Here is a 21,863-nt window from a genome sequence, read left to right on the forward strand (position 1 = left end):
CTACACCTGCCTTCTAAAACATTCCGGCGCGGTACTAGTATTAAATTTAACGGCGATTATTCACCAGTTAAAGAAAAACAGCATGAAAGTAGAGATATGGTCAGATGTGGTTTGCCCTTTTTGTTACATAGGCAAACGGAGGTTTGAGAAGGCGTTGGAAGCGTTTCCGGGCAAGGAGAAGGTTGAGGTCATCTGGCGCAGTTTCCAACTGGACCCTGACCTGAAACCGGTGCCGGGCCAGTCGGTGCACGAGTACCTGGGCAAACGCAAAGGCACCACTGCCGCTGAAGGCAAGCAGATGAACGACCACATGACCCAAATAGCCAAAGAAGTAGGCCTGCACTATGACTTTGACAAGGCCATCATCAACAATACCTTTGACGCCCACCGGCTGCTGCACCTGGCCAAAGAGCACCAGAAACAAGACCAGATGAAAGAGCGCCTCTTTGCCGCCTATTATACCCAAGGCAAAGACCTAGGCGACCTGGACACGCTGGTGCAGTTAGGCCAGGAAGTAGGCCTTGACGGGGAAGAAATCAGACAAGCCCTGCAAGCCGACACCTACGCCCAGGACGTGCAGCATGACATCTATCAGGCGCAGCAGGTGGGCGTAAGAGGCGTCCCCTTCTTCGTGTTCAATGACAAGTACGCCGTCTCGGGTGCCCAACCCACTGAGCTCTTCCAGGAAGTACTGGAAAAGGTTTGGGACGAGGAAAAGCCTCAGTTGATGAACACTGAAGGTGCCTCCTGCGCCCCAGACGGAACCTGTGATTGATTTTACCACCTTTTAGAAAAAACAAGATGAAAATACTAATGGTCTTAACCTCGCACAGCGAGCTGGGTGACACCGGCGAGAAATCCGGTTTCTGGGTAGAGGAATTCGCGGCCCCCTACTACGTGTTCCAGGATGCCGGTGCCGAAGTCACCGTGGCTTCGCCCAAAGGCGGCCAGCCGCCCATTGACCCCAAAAGCGAAGCCCCCGAAAGCCAGACCCCAGCCACCCAGCGCTTCAAAGAAGACCAGGCCCTGCAAGCGCTGCTCGCTGACACCAAGAAAGTATCTGAGGTATCTGCCAAAGACTTTGACGCCATCTTCTTCCCGGGCGGGCACGGCCCCCTGTGGGACCTGTATGAGAACGCCCCCTCTTTGCAGCTCATTGAGGATTTCTGGAAAACCCAGAAGCCCGTGGCGGCCGTCTGCCACGCCCCGGCGGCTTTGCTCAACGCCAAAGCAGAAAACGGCGACCCATTGGTGAAAGGCCGACAGGTAACCGGCTTCACCAACACCGAAGAAGAAGCCGTGGGCCTTACCCAGGTGGTGCCCTACCTGCTGGAAGACGAACTGAAAAGCCGAGGCGGCCTTTTTTCCAAAAAAGAAGACTGGGCCGTGCACGTGGTGCAGGACGGATTGTTGATCACGGGCCAGAATCCGGCCTCCTCAGAAGAAGCCGCCCAGAAACTGCTGAAACTGCTCAGGAAGTAAACACCCATTTTCAGAAAAACCGGCAAGAACACCTTGCCGGTTTTTTAATGCCCTTGGCCCAGGAAAGAAACTTGCGGCTACACGCCGATGAATTAATAGAAAAACACTATATTCAAACCATGCGCAGCCCCCGTGTCTGGAGCGTGCTCAGTTCTTGATCAGCCACCCCTAAAGCCAGTGTATGAAACCAGTTTTTACCCTCCTCCTGTTTTTGGCGTTTCACGTCTCTTTTGCGCAAACCTCGCCAGACCAGATGTCTCAGAAGTTCTTTGCCCTGTACCAAACCGGAAACACAGACAAAGCCCTGGACTATCTTTTCGCCCAATCCACCAACATGCCCATGCCCCTTGGCGTGGACATGAAAATGCAGCTAAAGCGGCAAGTGGAGGTGTCTGGTCGTTATTTTGGGGTGGAGAACCTGGCCGTAAGAACAGCAGGGCCCAACGTGATGATGTACACGTATCTGGTCAAGCACCAGGTGCAGCCGCTGGTCTTCAGAATCATGTACTACCGGGCCAATGACATCTGGCAAATGCACACGTTCACGTTCCACAACAACCTCTTTGAGGAACTGGAAGAAAGCAGCAAAGCCAAACGCCTCAAAGAAAACAGAGATCTGGGACTATAACCCCTCTTCCGGTTGACAGGCTTCTAATCCAGAAAAGTTCTGTTTCCCATACCTTGCCCCTGCCCCTTGAGGTGTAGGGGCTTTTTTCTTTCTCTGGTTCAAGTTTCTAACTTGGACCCACCACGCACTGAAGTTTCCAACTCCAGTGAGGCGACCGCCTCAAAAGGGGCATTGCTGAACCTGAGAGGCGCCGGCAACGGGCAAGAAAATACCTCATTGGTAAGGGAAAACCTCCCCTAATTCGGTAGGCGCTTGAATTGTTTCTCTCCGGATATCTGAAGCTCTTTCACCAGAAAAGGAACCCATGAAAAAGCCTCCTGTTTTCCCCTTGCTTTCATAGAAACAAGGCAAAAACAGGAGGCCAAACTCATCCCCTATAGAGGCTTCTCCTAATAGCTACTTCAACGCCAAGGTTCCCTCTACCGTTTTCTTGCTCTTTCTGGTTTGGGCATTTGGCTGGCTTCCGCCCACGCTGATGGTGACGTTGCCCGGCACGTGCTTGGTGGTTCCGTCTCCGGCAATCAAAGCTAGGTCTTGCGGCCGAAGCTCAAAATCCACCACCTTGCTCTCGCCGCGTTTCAGGGCGATGCGCTCAAATCCTTTGAGGGCTCTCACCGGAGTCCGGAAGCCATCGGCTTGCCGGGTCACGTACAGCTGCACCACCTCTTCGCCGTCCATTTTACCGGAGTTGGTGACCCGCACGCTTACCCGCACCTTGCTGTTGGGTTTAGCGTTGTTAGGGAGCTCCAATTTGTCATAGGTGAAGGTGGTGTAGCTCAGGCCATGCCCGAATCCATACAGGGGCTGTCCCTTGAAGTAGCGGTAGGTGCGGTTCTCCATGGAATAATCGCCGAAGCCGGGTAGGTCCTGGTCGCTTTTGTAGAAAGTAACCGGTAAACGGCCCGCCGGGTTATAGTCCCCGAACAGCACATCAGCGATGGCCGTCCCCGCCGACTGCCCGCCGTACCAGGCGTTCACAATGGCCGGAAGGTTCTGGGCCTCCCACGGAATAGCGATGGCGCTGCCAGTCATCATCACGAACACTACGGGCTTGCCGGTGGCTTTCAGTTCCTTCATTAAGTCGGTCTGCACTTTGGGCAACAGGATAGAGGTACGGTCGCCGCCGTTGAAGCCGGGTTCGTTCACCTTCATCTCCTCGCCCTCCAGCTGCGGCGAGATGCCGCCCACGTAGATGATGGCGTCTGCGTCTTTGATACGGTTGGCCAGGGCTTTGAAGTCGGTTTTGGCGAAGTTACCGGCCCGCAGGGCCACAGAAGCTTTGCCCCCGTCCTGGTAGTACTCCAGCACAATCCGGTACTTCTGCCCTTGCGTGGTGTTCAGCTTAAAGTTTCGGGCGCCCCAGCGGTTGCGCTCCCAGGCGTTCAGCTGTTCTTTGCCGTCTACTGAAATGCGGTAGCCGTCATCGCCTTCCACTTCCAGCATGATAGAGCCGGTGGCGGAAGCGGTGAAATCTGTGGTGTAGCGGGCCGAGAAATTGTAGGCTTTCATGCTGCCCACCACCGTTTCCCCCTCTTGCCAGAAGTTGTTGATGCCGGCTTCTTGACGGGCGGCCACGGGCGAACCTTTCAGGTCTTTGTTGTTGAAGTACTCGGCCTTCACGCCGGGCTTGCCCTCAAAGCTCAACTGCGGGGCAATGTTGGTGTAGACCAGCAGCGTGTCTCTGGTGAAGGTAGAGGCGCGTTCATACACCACCTGGGTACCGGCCCCTACTTTGTTTTTGATGCCTTGCAGCGCGGTCACAATCTCAGAAGGCGTGCCGTTGTAGTTGCCCAGCACCGCAATGGCGTTGTCCGCGTTGGGACCCACCACGGCAATCTTCTTCAGGTTCTTTCTGAGCGGCAGGGTGTTCTTGTCATTTTTGAGGAGCACCATAGACTGCTGTGCCATCTTGAGCGAATGGGCTTTGTGCGGCGCGCTTTCCAGCACACTCAGCGGGGTCTGGGCATAAGCCACCATGGCCGCCGGGTCAAACATGCCCAACCGGAACCGGATGGTGAACAACCGCTTCACCGACACGTCAATCATGCGCTCAGTGATCTGGCTGTTTTTCACGGCCTGCACCAGGGCTTTGTAGGCATCTGTGCCGCAGTCAATATCAGTACCGTGCATGACGGCATCCGCGGAGGCCGAGGCGGCGTCTGGATGGGTTTTGTGGTTTTTGAAGAAGTCGTCAATGGCCCAGCAGTCGGAGGTCACGTAGCCGGTGAACTGCCATTGGTTGCGCAGGATGTCGTTCATGAGCTCATCGCTTCCGCAGCAGGGTTGGCCTTTGTAGGCGTTGTAGGCGCACATGACGCCGGCCACCTTGGCGTTCACCACCAGTTCCTCGAAGGCCGGCAGATAGGTATCCCAAAGGTCATAGGGTGTGGCGGTGGCGTTGAACACGTGGCGCTCGGGCTCTGGGCCGCTGTGCACGGCGTAGTGCTTGGCGCAGGCCGCGGCTTTCAGGTATTTGGGGTCATCGCCCTGCAAGCCGCGCACGAACGCCCGGCCCAGCATGGCGGTCAGGAACGGGTCTTCGCCGTAGGTTTCCTGGCCCCGGCCCCAGCGCGGATCTCTGAAGATGTTGATGTTGGGCGTCCAGTAGGTGAGGCCCACGTAGCGCTGCCCGCCTTTGCCGTCAGCGATGGCTTTGTTGTAGATGGCCCGGCCTTCCAGTGCCGAAAAATCGGCCATCTGCTGCAGGGAGGTGGTGTCAAAGGTGGCGGCCATGCCGATGGCCTGGGGGAAAACGGTGACTTTGTACGGGGTACGGGCCACGCCGTGCAAGACCTCGTTCCACCAGTCGTAACTGGGAATGCCCAGGCGGTCAATGGCGGGGGCCGCGTTCAGCATCTGGGCTACCTTTTCTTCCAGGGTGAGCCTTGACACCAGGTCATTCACCCGGGCCTCTACCGTAAGAGAGGGGTCCTGGAACGGATAGGCATACTCTTCTTCGGGCCGAAGGGTAAACGCACTTATGCCAACGATGGCACAAAGGAGGAACAAAGCATGGATTTTCTTCATGGATTTCGGCAAAGGGTGGTTGTGCCGTCTAATTTGAGGAAAATATTCTACATTTCCGTAGTAACCGGGGTAAGTTTTCTCCTTTCCCTCCTATTCTTGCACTATTCGCTTTAAAGTGACGAGGAGAGGAAGTTTCCTGTTTGGGGCTTTTTTCTCCAAAATTGCCCAGAAACAGAAGATACCAGCGAAGACATCATGGGCCTTGAAAAAAGAAGAGCAAGACTGTTTTCTATTTGTTCAGGAGTAGTCAACGGTAGCTTTTCCTCTTTCCTTTTGTGGTTGCTTCCGCGGAAGCTATTTTGGGAGTGTTTTCAGGAAATCGCCTTGTACATGAGGCGTGCAAGGCCGTCAGAAGTAGCATGACTTATGTACCTTTTTACCTGCTGTTTTCTTTTCTTTTAGGCTACTATTGAATTGGATTACCCTCAAAATCTATTTTATATTTCCTGTTATAGAAGTCGGTCAATTCTATATGGTCTGGCTCTAGTTTGAAAGATTCCTCACCGTCAATAGAAACGAAAATGTCCGCACCCCCAAAGCTCCATTTTATATTTCCTAGGTTGTCCAAGCGAGATATTTCAATTTCGCCATGTACTATAAAGCCGTCCTGAATCTTGTAAATGCCAAAGCAGGTGGCTTGGTCTGCCTGTGTTTTCCATTTCAGCTCCAAATCGGGTAGAGCAAGGCAGAAAACTGTGTCACAGCAACAGATGAGTATATTATCATTTTCTATGATGGAAGATTGCTCTTGAATTCCAGTTGCACCTCCTGAACCTATAATGATACAACTGCTTATTTCCTCTTCTTCTTTATAAATTCTAATCCCGTGTTTTGAAGTAGGAAATTCACGCGCACCACTACCAAGGTAATGTTTGGCATAATTGGAGTTGTTGTCTGCCGAATCCAATTTATAGATAGGGTCATCAAACACTTCAATAGTTAGGTCGTTGTGAGGGTGCTTATTCATTACTAGAAATTACTGATAACAGGTAGTATATACAAAGCCCGCAACGGAGCAAGGGTTTTGTATATACTACCTGTTACCTATAGTTGTTCTTTTTATCAGTCAACAAAGGTTTCTTTTATAATTCTTTTACATGCCGCGGCTTCAGAAGAATTCAGTTGCCCCAAATTCTTAACAATCCGGATTTTGTCGATTGTCCTTATCTGATCTATAACTACCCAGCCAGTCTGGCTGTTATGTTTTACTTTTACCCGTGTCGGGTAGGTGCGGCTTTTTGTAGTCATTGGCGCAATGACCACGGTCCTAAGGTTATGGTTAATCTCATTAGGTGAAATCACCACACAAGGCCTGGTTTTCTGAATTTCACTCCCTACAGTCGGATCAAGGTTCACCAGCACGATTTCATATTGATTTACTTCCATTCCTCAAAGTTTTCATCATCAAAAACATCGTTGAGTAGAAGTTGATCATCACCTTTCTCATGCATTTTCTTGAAAGCTTTGTCCCAGCCTTTTCTTGGCTGCTCAACTGGCTTTAGTATGATCTGCCCTTCTTCGAAAATCAGCTCAACCTTATCCTTGATATTGTATCTATCTAGAATGGACTTGGGCAATCGGAGCCCTTTAGAATTTCCTATCTGAATAATTGATACTTCCATAGTTGAAAAGCGTTAATGTAATTACAAAGTTATTACATTAACGCTTTTCTTCAAGTTGAAGTTCTGAATTTTCCAATTATAGGTAACTAGGGTATAAACAGACAGGCCACCACCACGCAGAAGCAGATATTGTCTCCATATGCTTTGATACGCCAAAACAAATGCTATCTTCGGTGGCCCATCGTCGTTATCTCCTGTCTCCCAAGCAGATAGCCAGAACACCCTTCTGCCCGCACGCATGTAAGACTTCCAGCTTTCTACCCTTCATGACGCATGAAAAGAAGCAGGTTTTTAAGTATCCTTCTGGCATCGGCTCCCCTTCTATCTTTCACCCCTTTTTGGCAAATCAGCCCTAAAACGCGGAAAGGCTTTAAAGTAGCCTCGGGCGAGGGAAGGTACCACGGGCACCTCACCTTGAAAGGCGTGAATGCCAATGTACTGGATGTAAAGGTATCTGGCAAGGACACCCACGGTGCGCTGGCCATTTTTGAACAGACCAGCCTTTCTCCGGGTAGGGGAACGCCGGTGCACGTGCACCCCCTGCAGGACGAGATTTTTCAGGTGCTGCAAGGGGAATACCGGTTTCTGGTAGGGCAGGAAAAATTCAGGTTAACGGCCGGGGAAAGCATTTTCCTGCCCCGCCAAGTACCCCACGCCTGGACACAGGTAAGCCCCACCGGCAAGATGACCGTGATGCTGCAGCCCGCCGGCAAGCTGGAAGAATTCTTTGTGGCCATGTCTGCCTTGAAGGAAGAGCCCACCCAGGTGCAGATCGCGAAGCTTTTCAAAGACCATCATGAGATGGAGGTGGTAGGCCCACCTCTGGCCGTGGACTAAGGTCTGCGCTTCCCTCCCTTCAGCCGTCTTTTGGTTTACTGGTTCCCATCACGCTATCATAGCCGCTACTCCCCCAGGCAGATTCACTTTCAGGCTTTCAATTCACCTAACCCAATAAAACCATGTTTAAAACTACCCGCTTACTTTTGGTATTCGCCCTGCTGCTGGGGTCGTCGCCCTTGGTGGCGCAGACGAACCAGTTGCCCGCGCTCATTGACCGGGAAATCTTCTTCGGGGACCCGGAAATCGTTAATGCGCAGATCTCGCCCGATGGCTCCTTTATCGCCTTCATCAAACCCTACAAAGGCACGCGCAACATCTGGGTAAAGAAGCGCGAAGAACCCTTTACGGCCGGGAAGCCCATGACCGCCGATACCACCCGCCCCATCGCTACCTACTCCTGGTCTGAAGACGGGAAAACCCTGCTGTACGTGCAGGACAAAGGCGGCAATGAGAACTTCCATCTCTATGCGGTGCAGCCCAGCCAAAAACTAACTTCCGGGCAGGAGGTTCCCGCGGCCCGCAACCTGACCAACGTGCCCAACACCCGGGTAATGTTGTACCACATGTCAGAGTCAGAACCCAACATCTTGTATGTAGGGCTGAACGACCGCGACAAGGCCTGGCATGACCTGTACCGCCTAGACCTGACCACCGGCGAAAAGACGCTGGTACGGCAGAACACCGACCGCATCACGGGCTGGACTTTCGACTGGAACGATAAACTACGCCTGGCCACCCGCTCCAAGCCAGACGGTAGCGCGGAGATCCTGCGCGTAGAGGACAAAGAACTGAAGCCTATTTACAGCACCACCGTTTTTGAGACGAGCGTTCCGGTAGGGTTCCACAAAGACAACCAGCGTTTCTACCTCAAAACCGATAAAGGCTCCCGCAACCTGCAACAACTGGTGTTGATAGACCCCGTCACCCTCAAAGAAGAACTGGTAGAAACAGACCCTAAAAACCGGGTAGACGTGGGCCAGGTACTTCTTTCAGAAGTGACCCATGCCCCTATTGCTATCACGTACCAAGACGACAAAATGCGCCGTACCTGGAAAGACAAAACTTATGAAAAAGACTTCAGTGTGGTAGAGAAGAAGTTTCCGGGCCAAATGGTTCTCCTTGGTTCTTCCACTAAGGATGAGCAGTACTGGATGGTGAACATTCTAAGCGATGTGAACCCCGGGGAAGTACACCTGTTTGACCGCAAAACTAAACAGTTAACGTTTCAATACCGGCCGCGGCCGAAATTACCGGTGAAGGATCTGGCTCCTATGCAGGTTATCCGGTACAAGTCATCTGACGGCCTGGAGATACCCGCCTACCTTACCTTGCCTAAGAACTCCACCGGGAAGAACCTGCCTTTGATAGTGGTTCCGCACGGTGGCCCCTGGGCCCGCGACTTGTGGGGCTACAACAGCTACCACCAATTCCTGGCCAACCGCGGGTATGCAGTGCTCTCGCCCAACTTCAGAGGTTCTACCGGGTACGGGAAAGAATTCCTGAACGCCGGAAACAAAGAGTGGGGCCAGAAAATGCAGGATGATATTACCTGGGGCGTGAAACATCTCATTGCGCAAGGCACCATTGACCCTAAACGGGTAGGCATCATGGGCATCTCGTACGGCGGCTACGCTACCCTGGCCGGGCTGGCCTTCACCCCTGAGGTGTATGCCGCCGGCGTTTCCATTGTGGGCCCGTCTAACCTGCACACCCTGCTGGGCACCATTCCGCCGTACTGGGAATCTATCCGGAAGGTGTTCTCAGAACGCATGGGTGACCTGGATACCCCCGAAGGCAAAGAACAGCTCGCCCGCCAATCGCCGCTGAACTCCGCAGACAAGATCAAAGCCCCGTTGATGGTAGTGCAGGGCGCCAATGACCCACGGGTAAACAAGGCCGAATCTGACCAGATTGTCATCGCCCTCCGTACCCGTGGCTTTCCAGTGGAATACATAGTGGCCCCAGACGAAGGCCACGGTTTTGCCCGCCCCGTGAACAACATGGCCATGCTGGCCGCGGCCGAGAAATTCCTGGCCAAGCACCTAGGCGGCCGTTACCAGGAATCGATGTCTCCGGCAGTTGCCACGCGGTTGAAGGAAATCACCGTTGACGTGAACAGCGTCACCTTGGCTCCGCCTAAAACGGCTGAAAAGTAAGCCGCTACCTACTTTCATTTATTCCGGCATCAGTTTTCTTCTTGCCGAAGGAGGCTTGGATATACCCGAAGTTGGTTTCAAACTGTTTTTGCAAAAAGAGCTCAGAAAGGCATTTCTGGGCTCTTTTTGTTTGGTAGAAAATAAGGGAAAATCCATCACGTTAGTCCGGCCATCAAAAGACATTACCCAAAGTTATAGAAAGGGTTTTGGCCGCTCCAACCTGCTTCTATATGCGGATGCTTTACCAAGCTTTTCAAAATAGTGAGACACTGTCCCACCAATTGGGAAGGGGCCACTAGGATGAAATCCTGAAAGTGAACAATGACCTTGAAATCAGCTTTTATGCCAAGCAATGCGAAAAAGAAAACTGGAGGGTGCGCGAGCTGAAACGGCAGATGAAAAGCATGCTGTTTCACCGGTTCTCACTCCTTTGATATTTGATTGTATATCCTATGAATGTTGAATTACCTCCAATGCCCCTTTTCATCTACATCATCCAATACATCTATACCACGCTCACCAAAGAGGGCAAAGTTTAATCTAACAAGTCATCAAGCTAAAGTAGCCTTAAGAAAAGTAGCGCTGATCACATCAAGACGCTAATTTTCTTAAGGCTAAATAGGGGTTATTACAGAGCGGATTTATGCATCATTTCCTCATATTTACTAAAAACAGGCCCCGAACACCATCTACCTTTCTCAACCGCAAATCGCCTCACCAGTACTCCTGATGAGGCGATTTTTGCTTCTTTCATAAAATAAGCCTAAAAACAGACCTCAGCCGTTATCCACAAAACCGGGATACAGGGTCATGCCGCCGTCTACGTAGATGGTGGTGCCGGTGATGTAGTCGCTCTCGGGTGAGGCCAGCCAAGTGGCTACCTTGGCCACGTCCTCAGGCAGACCGATGCGCTGGTAGGGAATAAGCTTCATGAGCTCTTTCTTCTTTTCCTCGTCCTGCCACACATCGGCGTTAATGTCCGTGGCGATGGCGCCTGGCGAGATGCCGTTCACGCGTATCTTTTTAGGGGCAACTTCCAGGGCCAGTGATTTTAGGAGCATAAGAATACCGCCTTTAGACGAGGCGTAGTTCACGTGCCCGGCCCAGGGAATGATGTCATGCACCGAGCTCATGAAGATGATGTTGCCTTTGGCTTTTCCTTCGGGCCCCACCTCACTTTTCTTATCGAAGATCTTGATGGCTTCACGGGCGCACAGGAAATAGCCGGTGAGGTTGGTGGTCATGACCTTGTTCCACTGCTCCAGCGTCATCTCAGAGAAGGCACTGTCTTTCTGGATACCCGCGTTGCTCACCAGCACATCTACGGTGCCAAAAGCGTCCAGGGCTTCCTGGAACAGGCGGGCAACGTCTTCTTCCTTGCCCACATCGGCTTGGCAGAGAATGCCTTTGCCGCCGCCCTGTTCTACCTGCTTCAGGGTATCGCGGGCGCTTTCTTCATCGCCGTGGTAATTGATGATGACGTTGGCGCCCTGCCGCCCGAAGGCGATGGCGATTCCTTGCCCAATGCCTGAACTGGCGCCGGTCACTAATACGGTTTGTGCGGTCTGTTTTGCCATGGTTTTCTTATTTACAGTGAAGAAACGCGCTTAAGCATTTCGTTTATTTAACTGCCGGTCCAGGTTATAGGCGGCACTGATCAACCCCAGGTGGGTGAACGCCTGCGGGAAGTTACCCAGGTGCTCGCCCTGGAAACCCAGTTGCTCGGCGTACAAGCCCAGGTGGTTCGCGTAACCCAGCATTTTCTCGAAGTAAAACCGGGCCTTCTCCACCTGCCCTGAGCGCGACAAGCATTCTACGTACCAGAAGGAGCACATGGAGAAGGTGCCTTCGTGGCTTACGAACCCGTCTGGGGCGGCCAGGTCTTGTCGGTAGCGGTACACCAGCGAGTCTGACACCAGTTCCTCTTCAATGCGTTTGAGCGTGGAAAGCCACCGCGGGTCTTTGGGGCTGATAAACCGCACCAGCGGCATGAGCAGCGTGGCCGCATCAACGGTCTGGGCGCCGGGGTACTGCATGAACGCCTGTTTCTCCTCGTCCCAGAAATCGGTGAAGATGCTGTTGAAGATCTTGTCGCGCTGGGTGCGCCATTCCTCTTTCAAGGGGAAAGACCGGCTGGTGCCAATCCTGATAGCCCGGTCAAAGGCCACCCAGCAGAGCAGCCTGGAGTACAGGAAATTCTTCCGGCCACCCCGTACCTCCCAGATGCCCTCGTCGGGCTGGTTCCAGTTGAGGGTGAGCCAGTCCAGGTGTTTCTCCAGGCTTTTCCAGAAATCATACGAAATCGGGTCACCGTATTTGTCTGAGAGGTACACAGAATCCATGAGTTCGCCATAGATGTCCAGCTGCAACTGGCCGTAGGCATCGTTCCCAATCCTGACGGGCGAAGATTGCTTGTACCCTTCAAAGTGGTCCAGTTCTTTTTCCTCCAGTTGCCGGTGCCCATCCAGGGAATACATAATGCCCAGCCGGTCCTGTCCTTTGATGTCCTGGCAGACGGCCTCCACCCAATGCATGAAATGGCCGGCTTCTTTGGTGTAGCCCAGCCTGATCAAGGCATACATGGAGAAAGAGGCGTCTCTGATCCAGGTGAAACGGTAATCAAAGTTTCGGCCTCCGCCGATGCTCTCCGGCAGGCTAAACGTAGGAGAAGCCACAATGGAGCCGTGCTGGTGCGAGATCAACAGCTTCAAGACCAGCGCCGATCGATTGACCGTGTCGCGCCACCGGCCGGTATAGGTAGATTGGCTTACCCAGTTCTGCCAGTAGTTCACGGTCTCAAACAGACTCTTCGTCACGAAAGCCTCAAAGTCTTCGCCTTTGGGGTGCTCCTGGCCTACGTGCTCTAAAATGAAGTCAGCGGTTTGGGTGGGCCCTAAGGTGAACTCTGCCACCACATCTGTGCCGGTCACCTGCAACGGCACCGAACTCAGCAGGCGCAGAACGATGGAACCGCCCTCTTGGCAGGAGAAAAGCACTTCGTTCTCTGACACCCGCTCTACGGTATGCTCGCTGCGGCCATAGTTGAACCGGGGCCTGCACTGCATCTGGTATTTCACCTCGCCCCTGATGGTGGTCACCCGCCGCACCAATTCCTTGCCGCTGAACAGTTCCTCCACGGGCATAAAGTCGGTGATTTCCCCTACCCCTTCCGCCGACAGGAAGCGGGTCAGCAACACGTTGGTTTCTGGCAGGTACAGCTGCTTTGTTTTCCTTTCCTTGAAAAGAGGCTCTATCAGAAAACTGCCGCCTTTTTCGGCATCCAGCAGGGCCGCGAAGATGCTGGGCGAATCAAAGTTGGGGAAACACATGAAATCAATAGACCCGTTCAGCCCCACCAAGGCCACGGTGTTCAAGTCCCCTATGATTCCGTAATTCTCTATGGGCTGGTAAGGCATGTGCGCTTGCTTTGGACGTAAAGGAGGTGAGGCAGCCAGCCGAAGCTGCACCCGGAGAAGCTATTTCTTCTCCTCCGGCTGCCGCACCTTCCCTTAAATACTACCAATGCCCCGTAAGTGTTCTATTCTGTAACTACCCTTTGCAGGATAACCCCTGGCACAGCACTACCGTTAGTACGTATTTTAGAACTATTCCTAACGTCTAATGAGATATGCGTATGAGATACCCTAGCCTGTTGGCCTGTTTCGTTTTTTTCCTGACCCTGCAGCAGGCCTGCGCCCAGCGGGCCGGAACCGCGCAGAAAGAAAGAGCGCCCATCACCATCGCGGAGAACATGAAATCAGCGAAGTGGCGCAAAACCAACCACATTGTCAACCGTGACTCGGCCTTCGCCAACCCGTACTACGCCCTCCAGAAACTGAAGGGCGGCAATACACGCTTTCAGATGAGCCACAGCATTCACCCGCGCCAAGACCCGGCTCTGATCAAAAGCCTCTCTGAGGGGCAGGCCCCGTTTGCCACCATTGTGGGCTGCTCAGACTCCCGGGTTTCCGGCGAGATTCTGTTTGACCAGGGCTTTGGTGATTTGTTTGTGGCCCGTACCGCCGGCCAGGTAATGGCCGAGGCAACCTACGCCACCATTGAATATTCTTACCTGAACCTGGGCACCAAGTTGGTGGTGGTGCTGGGCCACAGCGGCTGTGGGGCCGTGGGTGCCGCCCTGAAAAGACCCGAGAACCCACCCGGGCACATTGTCACGCTCATCAACTCCATCAAGCCCGCCGCCCTGGCCGCCGGCACGAACAACCTTGACCAGGCCGTAAAGCTGAACGTCATCAACCAGGTGAACGAACTGCGCCAGCTGGAGTCGGTGCTGAGCCGGGCGTACCAGAGAGGCGATCTGCTGATTGTGGGCGCCGTGTATAACCTTGGTACGGGCAAGGTGGAGTTCCTGGAGGAAACCATGCAGAACCTGCCCGCCACCCGGTACGCCAAGAACGACATCACAGGCTTGTAGGCCACCCTGTCTCTCCTCTGGTAGAGGTGTCTTGCCTCCGAAAAAATATACTTGCTTTTTTGACCTGAATTCTGAAAAACAGCCCGGAAACCTGGAAGTCTCCGGGCTGTTTTTTTTGTCCTGCGGGCGATGACGGGCTGCCCTTTCCTCTAACAGCAGAAAGAAGCAAGAATCAGATAGCTGCCCCAATGCTCACGGCAAGTCTGGGGCCAGGCAAGCTGCCACCAGCGCCTGGTACATGCGCAGGCCGTGCGGGATAAGCTGATCTGGGAAATCATAGGCCGGGTGGTGGAGGTTGGGTTGTTGTTCTCCCGCGCCCAGGCCAAAGAATCCTATCTTGGCTATTTGGGCATAACGCCCGAAGTCCTCTGACCACCGGAACGGTTCTTTGGGAAGGGCAACGTCTACCCCTGCTTCCTGGGCCACGGTCTGGAGCAGGGCAAAGGCCTCCGGGTGGTTCTCCGTGGCCGAGAATACTTCTTCATAGCTGATCTGCACCCCCAGACCGGCCGCCTGGGCCTCTTGCCGCACTACCTGTTCAGTGGTGGCTATCAACTGCTGCATGTCCGTTTCCTGGAAGGCCCTGAGCGTAGCCTGTACCACGGCCATGCCCGGGGTGATACTGAAGCTGGGTTCACCAAGCCGCGCGTGAGTGAGCGTGAGCAGGACCAGTTGCCGGGCAGCCAGGCGTTGGGGAATCTGCGGCAGTTCCTGGAGCAGGCGTGCCACGCAGGCGGCGGGGGAGTGTGCTTTCTCAGGCTCAGCGGCGTGCGAGGTTCTGCCTTCCAGGGTAATGCGCATTCCTCGGGAGGCGGCACAAAACCCTCCCTCGCGCAACACCACCTGCCCCTCCGGAAAGCCCGGCAGGTTGTGCAACCCAAAAATATAATCTGGTTTCAGGTTGGTGAAACGGGGGTCTTGCAGCAAGGCGGCGGCTCCTTCACCGGTTTCCTCGGCGGGCTGGAACAGCAAGCCTACTTTACCCCGGGCTGGTGGGTTCTCCTGTAAAAAAGGAGCCAACCCGGCCACCATGGTGGCATGGCCGTCATGCCCGCACTTATGGGAAACCCCGGCGTTTCTGGAAAAATAAGGGAAAGCGGAACCGGCCTCCTCTTCGGGAATGGGCAAGGCATCCAGCTCTGCCCGGAACAGGATGGTAGGTCCAGGCTGTCCGCTGTCCCAGAGGGCTACCAGCCCTGTGCCGCTCCCCAGCCCGCTCAACAGGTCTGATGGCTGGAACGCTTGCAGGTAACGCTGTAAGAAGCGGGCCGTTTCCTGCTCCTGCCCGGAGAGCTCAGGGTGCTGGTGCAGGTACTTCCGAAGCTGGACAAGGTCATTCAGGGCTGGGGACGGGTCTGGTGGCATAACGGGAAGATAAACCGTAAGTGTTTCACTGGATAAATGGCTCCGTGAATCTAATCTTTTCCTTCATTATCCCCACCTTTTCTAAGCAGAGCATCCAGAAGAGGGACAGAACGCGGCAGCTCCCTTCATCAGGCTTTCCCGGCATAGGCCTACTGGCGGCTCCAGAACAGAGAAACCCGGTAATTGGTGAGAGCCCAAAAAAAGACTAGTTTTTCTTCCTTTTCCCTACCTTCGCCTGCTGGCCACCGTACTTGTCCCTCTAGAAACACATATCATCTGGCGGCAGGGGCATCGCTCCGCCACTTCATGCCTGCTGCCTTGCTTTCCAGAGCCACCATGAGAAACAAGGGCAGCCCCTTTTATCTTCATCTTCCCATGAAAACACGCAAAGAGCTAATTCCCTTGATCTGGGACGCCGTGAAAGGAAAAGAGCAGGACTATACGCGCCTGAGCCTGAAAGCTTCTATTGTGCTGCTGGCCACGCCCATGATCCTGGAAATGCTCATGGAGTCACTATTTGCGGTGGTAGACATCTTCTTTGTGGGCCGATTGGGATCTGCCGCCATTGCCACGGTGGGCCTCACAGAATCAGTGCTCATGATCGTGTACTCGGTGGGCATGGGCATCAGCATGGCCGGCACCGCCATGGTGGCCCGCCGGGTGGGCGAGAAGAAGTACCAGCAAGCGGGCACCGTCACGTTCCAGCTTCTGGTGACCGGGGCCGTGCTGGCGCTGCTCATGGGCCTGGGCACGTTCGCCTTCGCAGAGGACATTCTCCGGCTCATGGGGGCCTCGCCTGAGGTGCTGGCCATAGGGGTAGATTACACCCGCATCATCTTCGCCGGGAACCTGGCCATTATCCTGCTGTTTCTCATCAACGGTACCTTCAGGGGAGCCGGACAGCCGCACCTGGCCATGCGCACCTTGTGGTTCGCCAACGGCATCAACATCGTGCTGGCCCCGCTGCTGATCTTCGGGCTGGGCCCGGTGGAAGGGATTGGCCTGGCCGGGGCCGCCTGGGCCACCACCATCAGCCGAAGCTTGGGCGTAGTGTACCAATTGTACCATTTGTTCAACGGCCAGCACCTGCTTAAGATCACCCGCCAGAACATGGTACTGCGGTTTAAAGTGGTCACCAAGATCCTGAAGGTGTCGGTGGGCGGCATGGGGCAGTTCATGATTGAATCTGCCAGCTGGATTTTCCTGACCCGCATCATTGCCGAGTTCGGGAGCAATGCGGTAGCCGGCTACACCATTGCGTTCCGGGTGATCATGTTCACGCTACTACCCGCCTGGGGACTTTCCTCGGCGGCCACTACGCTGGTAGGCCAGAACCTGGGGGCCGGCAAACCCCGCCGGGCCGAGCTGGCGGTGTGGCTGACTGCGCGGTACAACATGGTGTTTCTGGGTTTGGCCACGCTGGCCTTCTTTTTCTTCGGGGACCACGTGGCCAGCTTCTTCACCAAGGAACCGGCCGTGATCGCGCTGGCCTCTGAGGGCCTAAGAATCATCACCCTGGGCTACATCTTCTTCGGGCTGGGCATGGTGATGGTGCAGGCCTTCAACGGGGCCGGCGACACCAGAACCCCGGCCTTTATCAACATTGTGGTGTTGTGGGTGCTGGAGATCCCGCTGGCGTACCTGCTGGCCGTGTACCTGGGGTTCGGGCCTACCGGCATCTTTGTCACCATTGCCTGCAGCCACTCCCTCCACGCCCTCATCAGTTGGTGGTTCTTCAAAAAAGGGCGGTGGAAAACGGTGAAGATTTAGGTACTGTACTAACCAAGCGTTTCAGGTCTGTTTTCTGAAAAGCAGGCCTGGAACGGCTTTCCGGTACACCCCTCAGGGCCGCCGGTTTGGGTTGGTATCCGTAAAAGGGAACATAGGACGCCACGCGACCGGCAGAAAGACGAACGCCTATGAAACGACTGCCCGCCTTTACCCTATTCCTGTTTCTGCTCCAAGGCCTGCTCGCCTGCAACGGGCAGACAAAAGCTCCTTCCCGCCCGCCCACAGAGGCTTCTGCTTCCTCCGGGAAACCAGTTGGAGGTGGCTGTGACGGCTGTGAGCTGATGTTTGTAGGCCTGCCTGCTACCCTCAATGCCGTAGACACCAGTGCCGGTTGGCATGAGAAGGGGCAAAGACTGGTCATTCAGGGCACCGTGTACCAGCGGGACGGCAAGACGCTTGCCCCGGGGGTTCTTCTGTATTACTGGCAAACAGACAACAACGGCTATTACTCGCCCAAGCCTGGCCTGGATGAAAGAGCGAAACAACACGGGCACCTCAGGGGCTGGGTGAAAACAGATTCTAGGGGCCATTACGCTATTTACACCATCCGGCCGGCTCCCTACCCTGCCCGCAACACGCCGGCCCACCTTCATTTCTCCGTCAAAGAGCCCGGCATCAGAAACGAGTATTACCTTGATGACATCGTCTTTGACGATGACCCACTCCTGACCCAGGAAACCAGGAAAAGCATGGAGAACCGGGGAGGCAACGGCGTGGTAAAACCCACCTTATCCAAGGGAATTCTTCTCGCGCAGCGGAACATCGTTCTGGGGTTGAATATCCCACATTACCCGCCGCAGACCGGCTCTGAGAAATAGCGGGCAGGAAGTATATTACCCAGGCCCATTGCTTCTTTAAGCGGCCGTTTTCTTCAACAAGCAGCAGTGCTTGTACTTTTCGCCGCTGCCGCAGGGGCAGGGTTCGTTGCGGCCCAGGCGTTTGCCGTAGGGGTTGAGCAATTCTCTGAAATTAAGTCCGAAACGTCTTTTGGGGTTCTGCCGGAAGATTCTGGTGAGCATGGCATACAGGCGCGGGTGCTTTTCGGCCATCTGGCCCGGTTTCTCGAAGAAATACTCCGTGGAGACGGCAAAGAACTCGGCCTCATTGGTGGCGCCGTACGGGTTGATGTCTGATTCGCCTTTCTTGATCTGCTTTATCTTGCGGTCTACCAGTTGCTGCCAGGGCAACACCAGTTCCTGGGGCAGGTAAGCGGTGGGGGTGCCGTTGATCTCGCCATCAGCTTGGTCTAGCAGGTGCGCGAACTCATGGATGCCCACGTTCTGGCGGTCGGCCATGTCGTTGAAACCGCGCTCCAGGGCGGGTTTGGAAAGGGTTACGTAGTGGTCGTTCTGGAACGGGTTCACGCGGCCCAGCACCTCAGAGACGGCCTCGCTGTCTTCGTCTTTGAACCGCTCCAGGCTGCCGGGGAACACCAGCACCTCGCCCAGGTTCTGGTACTCCCAGTCCTGGATGCCGAACACGGGGATGATGGCGCTGGCCGCCACCAGCACCTTGGTAGTGTCATCAATGGTGACCTCAATGCCGGTAATGCGCTTCTCAGAAAGAAACAGCTGCACCATCTTCTCGAAGCGCTCTTTCTCGGCATCGGTTTTCAGGGTGTGGTAGAAGCCTACCCTATCGGTGAGGATCTTGCGCCACTCCGCCGGAAACTCCTGGGCCATGACTTTTTTGCGCCGCCGGTTTTTGCGCGTGGCCCACCGGAAGAAGATGGTGCAGATCACCACCACAAATACAATGAATGCGAGAATTCCCATAGGGCTTACGAACGTGTAACCGGCCAGAAAGATGCCTCTCCTGCGCTGCGCGGCAAAGGTAACCTTCTGCCCGCCTATTCCTATCTACTGAAGACAGAGGAGTTTTGGCGGCCTTTTACCTAAAACAGCTTCAAAACAAGCTCCTCTTCTTTTTACGGCTCATTTTTTCTGTTTACTTTGGTCATCGCCATCCCACATCCTGATCCCTATGCCTAGCACTGCCCTTAGTTTGCAGGAGTACCTTGAGGCGCTCCCGGAAGACCGTAAGAAAGCCATGAACGCGCTACGCGAAGTCTTACGGGCCAACCTTCCCCAGGGCTTTGTGGAGGAGATGAGCTACGGCATGATAGGCTACGTGGTGCCGCACTCGCTGTATCCGGCGGGGTACCATTGCAATCCTAGCCTGCCTTTGCCATTTCTGAGCATCGCGTGGCAGAAGAACTTCATGGCCGTGTACCACATGGGCCTCTACGCCGACCCGGAACTGCTGCACTGGTTTACCACAGAATACCCCAAACACAGCACCGCCAAACTGGACATGGGCAAAAGCTGCATGCGGTTCAAGAAAACAGACCAGATTCCGTTGGCGCTGCTGGGGGAACTGGCAGCGAAGGTCACGCCTCAGCAGTGGATCACCCGCTACGAAAACCAGTACAGGAAATAAGCCTCTTTTCAGAAAAACAACCCTAAAACCCTTTGCGGCATGAGACAGGTCATCCTTTACATTGCCATGAGCCTGGACGGCTACATTGCCAGGGAAGACGACAACCTTGATTTCCTGGCCAGGGTGGAACGGCCTGGTGAGGACTACGGGTACGAGGCCTTCCAGCAAACCGTGGATACGGTCATCTGGGGCCGCCGCACCTATGAGAAAGTCCTTACGTTTGGGCAGAAAGTCCTGCACCCCGGCAAAAAAATCTATGTCCTTTCCCGAACCAGAACCGGTTATGTGGGCAACGTGGAGTTTTACGGCGGAGACCCGAAAGCCCTCATTGCCTCGCTGCGGGAGCAGAAAGGCAAACACATTTACTGCGACGGGGGCGGAGAGGTAGTGGCAGCCCTGCTCAAAGAACACCTCATTGACAAGCTGATTGTCTCCGTTATTCCGCATCTGCTGGGCAGCGGCATCCGGTTGTTCAGGGACGGGCGGCCAGAGCACCTGCTCACCCTCACCAAAAGCCTTACTTTCCCCTCGGGGCTGGTCCAACTGTGGTACGACCGCCTGCCAGATGCCGCTTCTAGTCCTAACCGTTAAGAATTCTATTTTATCCCTTTTATCATTTTACTAGCCCAATTTATGCCATCCTTACACCCTTACCTTAATTTCAACGGCACCACCGAAGAGGCCTTCAATTTCTACAAGTCGGTCTTCGGCGGCGAGTTCGTGGTTTTGCAGCGTTTCAAAGACACCGCCGACGGGGCCAGCCTTCCGGCCGAAGACCAGGAGAAAATCATGCACATCGCTCTGCCCATCGGCGAAGACACCATTCTCATGGCCAACGATTCGCTGGAGTCTATGGGCCACCCGCTCACGGTGGGCAACAACGTCTCCCTTTCCATTGACGCCAAGAGCATGGAAGAGGCCACCAGCCTGTTCAACGGCCTGGCAGAAGGCGGCATCATTACCATGCCCCTGCAAAAGACCTTCTGGGGCGCCTTCTTCGGCATGTGCACCGACCGTTTCGGCATCAACTGGATGGTCAACCATGACATAGAGGAGCAGCATTCCTAGTTGGGTCTGGCTGCTGTTGCCGTCCTCTTTCAGCGGGACAGACCGCCCATTCATCAGGAGCTAGCGCTTAAAGCTTTTACCTGTTTAGCGGCCGTTTTCCTAAAAACGGCCGCTAAACAACAGGGCGTTAACTGGGTAAGAAAAGCCTGCTTAGTTTAAAGATTTGTGAGGTGTTGACAGCCAAAACTATCCTTCGGTGATTTAAGGCCGTTTTGCCGAATACAAATTTAAAACGCCTTTCCCACCAGCAAACTTTTGGTTTCCCATTCCGGTCCTATTCTACATGATAGTGCTACCTGTCCGGGTGGCAGAGCAGAGCAATAATCCAGCAGGATTGGGTTTCCCCTTAGCCTGCTCCGGTCCGCGCCAATCGCCTTACCAAAGAAAAGCAAAAACACCTTTCACCTCCCCTTTTAATTGTTCCGGAAAATCGACAAAATAAACTTTCATTAAATATTGAAAGTTTAAAAACTTTTATATCTTTGAGCCATGGAGTTACCCGAAGCAAAGCAGCGATTCATTGAGGCCTGGGGCAAACTGGGGTCTGAGTGGGGCATCAACCGCACCATGGCCCAGGTACATGCCCTGCTCCTGATTTCGCCGGAGGCCCTCACCACCGAACAGGTTATGGAGCAGCTGCAGATTTCCCGGGGCAACGCCAACATGACTTTGCGCGACCTCATGAACTGGGGCCTGATTGAGAAGCAGCACCGCAGCGGCGAGCGCAAGGAATACTTCTTCGCCGAGAAGGACGTCTGGACCATTGCCCGCCAGGTGGCCAAAGAACGGAAACGCCGCGAGCTGGAGCCGGTGCTCAAACTCCTGACCCAGTTGCAGGAAGTACAGGGCGATGCCCAGGACCCGGAATACGCTACCTTCAAAACCACTGTGACCGACATCAACAAACTGGCGGGCAACGTGGACAAAACTCTGGAAACCATGCTCAAGGCTGAGGAGAACTGGTTCTTCGGGTCCATGTTCAAGCTTTTCAAGTAGCAGCTTTTTTTTGC

At 54.4% G+C, this 21,863-nt stretch carries 21 protein-coding genes; 13 read left to right on the forward strand and 8 right to left on the reverse strand.

Annotated elements, in window-relative coordinates:
* The first annotated feature begins 82 nt into the window (after positions 1 to 82).
* The 3 genes from FOE74_RS12065 to FOE74_RS12075 all read left to right on the forward strand — a co-directional run bounded on the left by FOE74_RS12065 (position 83) and on the right by FOE74_RS12075 (position 2,110).
* Entirely contained in the window at positions 83 to 775 is a 693-nt protein-coding gene (locus tag FOE74_RS12065) for a DsbA family oxidoreductase (RefSeq protein WP_149098879.1), read from the forward strand.
* Between the two features lie 26 nt (positions 776 to 801).
* Positions 802 to 1,482 (forward strand): type 1 glutamine amidotransferase domain-containing protein, encoded by a 681-nt coding sequence (locus FOE74_RS12070; protein ID WP_149098880.1) that lies wholly within the window; start codon positions 802 to 804, stop codon positions 1,480 to 1,482.
* 181 nt (positions 1,483 to 1,663) lie between these two features.
* Positions 1,664 to 2,110: a hypothetical protein gene (locus FOE74_RS12075; protein ID WP_149098881.1), complete on the forward strand. Its 447-nt coding sequence runs from the start codon at positions 1,664 to 1,666 to the stop codon at positions 2,108 to 2,110.
* A 396-nt stretch (positions 2,111 to 2,506) separates the two neighbouring features.
* Here the strand turns inward: FOE74_RS12075 and FOE74_RS12080 are convergent, their stop codons facing one another.
* The 4 genes from FOE74_RS12080 to FOE74_RS12095 form a co-directional block, all read right to left on the reverse strand.
* On the reverse strand, positions 2,507 to 5,137 hold the full coding sequence (locus FOE74_RS12080) for a glycoside hydrolase family 3 protein (protein WP_149098882.1): 2,631 nt from the start codon (positions 5,135 to 5,137) through the stop codon (positions 2,507 to 2,509).
* A gap of 406 nt (positions 5,138 to 5,543) precedes the next feature.
* Positions 5,544 to 6,104, reverse strand: a complete 561-nt coding sequence (locus tag FOE74_RS12085; protein ID WP_149098883.1) for a hypothetical protein — start codon at positions 6,102 to 6,104, stop codon at positions 5,544 to 5,546.
* Positions 6,105 to 6,199: 95 nt separating this feature from the next.
* A complete protein-coding gene (locus FOE74_RS12090; RefSeq protein WP_149098884.1) occupies positions 6,200 to 6,523 on the reverse strand; it encodes a type II toxin-antitoxin system PemK/MazF family toxin in 324 nt (107 codons plus the stop codon).
* Entirely contained in the window at positions 6,514 to 6,759 is a 246-nt protein-coding gene (locus FOE74_RS12095; RefSeq protein WP_149098885.1) for an AbrB/MazE/SpoVT family DNA-binding domain-containing protein, read from the reverse strand. Before FOE74_RS12095 ends, FOE74_RS12090 begins: the two co-directional genes overlap by 10 nt.
* A gap of 273 nt (positions 6,760 to 7,032) precedes the next feature.
* Here FOE74_RS12095 and FOE74_RS12100 point away from each other — a divergent pair, with 273 nt between their 5' ends.
* From FOE74_RS12100 to FOE74_RS21720, 3 genes are all read left to right on the forward strand, one after another.
* Positions 7,033 to 7,596 carry a cupin domain-containing protein gene (locus FOE74_RS12100; RefSeq protein ID WP_149098886.1) on the forward strand — a complete coding sequence of 188 codons (564 nt, stop codon included), beginning with the start codon at positions 7,033 to 7,035 and terminating at the stop codon, positions 7,594 to 7,596.
* A gap of 122 nt (positions 7,597 to 7,718) precedes the next feature.
* Complete coding sequence (locus tag FOE74_RS12105) at positions 7,719 to 9,755, forward strand: S9 family peptidase (protein WP_149098887.1); 2,037 nt, start codon at positions 7,719 to 7,721, stop codon at positions 9,753 to 9,755.
* A 314-nt stretch (positions 9,756 to 10,069) separates the two neighbouring features.
* Positions 10,070 to 10,189, forward strand: coding sequence for a DUF1016 N-terminal domain-containing protein (locus tag FOE74_RS21720; protein WP_225840791.1), 120 nt, complete (start codon positions 10,070 to 10,072; stop codon positions 10,187 to 10,189).
* Positions 10,190 to 10,531: 342 nt separating this feature from the next.
* Here FOE74_RS21720 and FOE74_RS12115 read toward each other — a convergent pair whose 3' ends face one another.
* On the reverse strand, positions 10,532 to 11,332 hold the full coding sequence (locus FOE74_RS12115; RefSeq protein ID WP_149098888.1) for an SDR family oxidoreductase: 801 nt from the start codon (positions 11,330 to 11,332) through the stop codon (positions 10,532 to 10,534).
* Between the two features lie 30 nt (positions 11,333 to 11,362).
* A complete protein-coding gene (locus FOE74_RS12120; RefSeq protein ID WP_149098889.1) occupies positions 11,363 to 13,171 on the reverse strand; it encodes a glycoside hydrolase family 15 protein in 1,809 nt (602 codons plus the stop codon).
* Between the two features lie 218 nt (positions 13,172 to 13,389).
* Between FOE74_RS12120 and FOE74_RS12125 the strand changes: the two genes are divergently transcribed.
* A complete protein-coding gene (locus FOE74_RS12125; RefSeq protein WP_225840792.1) occupies positions 13,390 to 14,190 on the forward strand; it encodes a carbonic anhydrase in 801 nt (266 codons plus the stop codon).
* A 192-nt stretch (positions 14,191 to 14,382) separates the two neighbouring features.
* Here FOE74_RS12125 and FOE74_RS12130 read toward each other — a convergent pair whose 3' ends face one another.
* Entirely contained in the window at positions 14,383 to 15,555 is a 1,173-nt protein-coding gene (locus tag FOE74_RS12130; RefSeq protein WP_149098890.1) for an amidohydrolase, read from the reverse strand.
* 375 nt (positions 15,556 to 15,930) lie between these two features.
* On the opposite strand from FOE74_RS12130, the gene FOE74_RS12135 reads away from it, so the two are divergent.
* Positions 15,931 to 17,325, forward strand: a complete 1,395-nt coding sequence (locus tag FOE74_RS12135; protein ID WP_149098891.1) for an MATE family efflux transporter — start codon at positions 15,931 to 15,933, stop codon at positions 17,323 to 17,325.
* A gap of 149 nt (positions 17,326 to 17,474) precedes the next feature.
* Positions 17,475 to 18,164 (forward strand): dioxygenase family protein, encoded by a 690-nt coding sequence (locus FOE74_RS12140; protein ID WP_149098892.1) that lies wholly within the window; start codon positions 17,475 to 17,477, stop codon positions 18,162 to 18,164.
* A gap of 36 nt (positions 18,165 to 18,200) precedes the next feature.
* Here the strand turns inward: FOE74_RS12140 and FOE74_RS12145 are convergent, their stop codons facing one another.
* Entirely contained in the window at positions 18,201 to 19,121 is a 921-nt protein-coding gene (locus FOE74_RS12145; RefSeq protein WP_149098893.1) for a zinc-dependent peptidase, read from the reverse strand.
* Between the two features lie 208 nt (positions 19,122 to 19,329).
* Here FOE74_RS12145 and FOE74_RS12150 point away from each other — a divergent pair, with 208 nt between their 5' ends.
* From FOE74_RS12150 to FOE74_RS12165, 4 genes are all read left to right on the forward strand, one after another.
* Positions 19,330 to 19,785, forward strand: a complete 456-nt coding sequence (locus FOE74_RS12150) for a DUF1801 domain-containing protein (protein ID WP_149098894.1) — start codon at positions 19,330 to 19,332, stop codon at positions 19,783 to 19,785.
* A 39-nt stretch (positions 19,786 to 19,824) separates the two neighbouring features.
* Positions 19,825 to 20,376: a dihydrofolate reductase family protein gene (locus FOE74_RS12155; RefSeq protein ID WP_149098895.1), complete on the forward strand. Its 552-nt coding sequence runs from the start codon at positions 19,825 to 19,827 to the stop codon at positions 20,374 to 20,376.
* A 42-nt stretch (positions 20,377 to 20,418) separates the two neighbouring features.
* Positions 20,419 to 20,853 (forward strand): VOC family protein, encoded by a 435-nt coding sequence (locus FOE74_RS12160; RefSeq protein ID WP_149098896.1) that lies wholly within the window; start codon positions 20,419 to 20,421, stop codon positions 20,851 to 20,853.
* Between the two features lie 489 nt (positions 20,854 to 21,342).
* On the forward strand, positions 21,343 to 21,849 hold the full coding sequence (locus FOE74_RS12165) for a GbsR/MarR family transcriptional regulator (protein WP_149098897.1): 507 nt from the start codon (positions 21,343 to 21,345) through the stop codon (positions 21,847 to 21,849).
* Positions 21,850 to 21,863 lie beyond the last annotated feature (14 nt).

It is taken from the genome of Rufibacter glacialis, from assembly GCF_008271745.1.
Classification (GTDB): Bacteria; Bacteroidota; Bacteroidia; order Cytophagales; family Hymenobacteraceae; genus Nibribacter; species Nibribacter glacialis.

Bases quoted from the DNA above. Each gene is read 5' to 3' on its own strand.
- FOE74_RS12165 (WP_149098897.1), top strand. From the start codon at position 21,343: ATGGAGTTACCCGAAGCAAAGCAGCGATTCATTGAGGCCTGGGGCAAA.
- FOE74_RS12105 (WP_149098887.1), top strand. From the start codon at position 7,719: ATGTTTAAAACTACCCGCTTACTTTTGGTATTCGCCCTGCTGCTGGGG.
- FOE74_RS12075 (WP_149098881.1), top strand. From the start codon at position 1,664: ATGAAACCAGTTTTTACCCTCCTCCTGTTTTTGGCGTTTCACGTCTCT.
- FOE74_RS12145 (WP_149098893.1), bottom strand. From the start codon at position 19,121: ATGGGAATTCTCGCATTCATTGTATTTGTGGTGGTGATCTGCACCATC.
- FOE74_RS12080 (WP_149098882.1), bottom strand. From the start codon at position 5,137: ATGAAGAAAATCCATGCTTTGTTCCTCCTTTGTGCCATCGTTGGCATA.
- FOE74_RS12160 (WP_149098896.1), top strand. From the start codon at position 20,419: ATGCCATCCTTACACCCTTACCTTAATTTCAACGGCACCACCGAAGAG.
- FOE74_RS12135 (WP_149098891.1), top strand. From the start codon at position 15,931: ATGAAAACACGCAAAGAGCTAATTCCCTTGATCTGGGACGCCGTGAAA.
- FOE74_RS12090 (WP_149098884.1), bottom strand. From the start codon at position 6,523: ATGGAAGTAAATCAATATGAAATCGTGCTGGTGAACCTTGATCCGACT.
- FOE74_RS12065 (WP_149098879.1), top strand. From the start codon at position 83: ATGAAAGTAGAGATATGGTCAGATGTGGTTTGCCCTTTTTGTTACATA.
- FOE74_RS12100 (WP_149098886.1), top strand. From the start codon at position 7,033: ATGAAAAGAAGCAGGTTTTTAAGTATCCTTCTGGCATCGGCTCCCCTT.
- FOE74_RS12120 (WP_149098889.1), bottom strand. From the start codon at position 13,171: ATGCCTTACCAGCCCATAGAGAATTACGGAATCATAGGGGACTTGAAC.
- FOE74_RS12140 (WP_149098892.1), top strand. From the start codon at position 17,475: ATGAAACGACTGCCCGCCTTTACCCTATTCCTGTTTCTGCTCCAAGGC.
- FOE74_RS12130 (WP_149098890.1), bottom strand. From the start codon at position 15,555: ATGCCACCAGACCCGTCCCCAGCCCTGAATGACCTTGTCCAGCTTCGG.
- FOE74_RS12085 (WP_149098883.1), bottom strand. From the start codon at position 6,104: ATGAATAAGCACCCTCACAACGACCTAACTATTGAAGTGTTTGATGAC.
- FOE74_RS12150 (WP_149098894.1), top strand. From the start codon at position 19,330: ATGCCTAGCACTGCCCTTAGTTTGCAGGAGTACCTTGAGGCGCTCCCG.
- FOE74_RS12115 (WP_149098888.1), bottom strand. From the start codon at position 11,332: ATGGCAAAACAGACCGCACAAACCGTATTAGTGACCGGCGCCAGTTCA.
- FOE74_RS12070 (WP_149098880.1), top strand. From the start codon at position 802: ATGAAAATACTAATGGTCTTAACCTCGCACAGCGAGCTGGGTGACACC.
- FOE74_RS12155 (WP_149098895.1), top strand. From the start codon at position 19,825: ATGAGACAGGTCATCCTTTACATTGCCATGAGCCTGGACGGCTACATT.
- FOE74_RS12095 (WP_149098885.1), bottom strand. From the start codon at position 6,759: ATGGAAGTATCAATTATTCAGATAGGAAATTCTAAAGGGCTCCGATTG.
- FOE74_RS12125 (WP_225840792.1), top strand. From the start codon at position 13,390: ATGAGATACCCTAGCCTGTTGGCCTGTTTCGTTTTTTTCCTGACCCTG.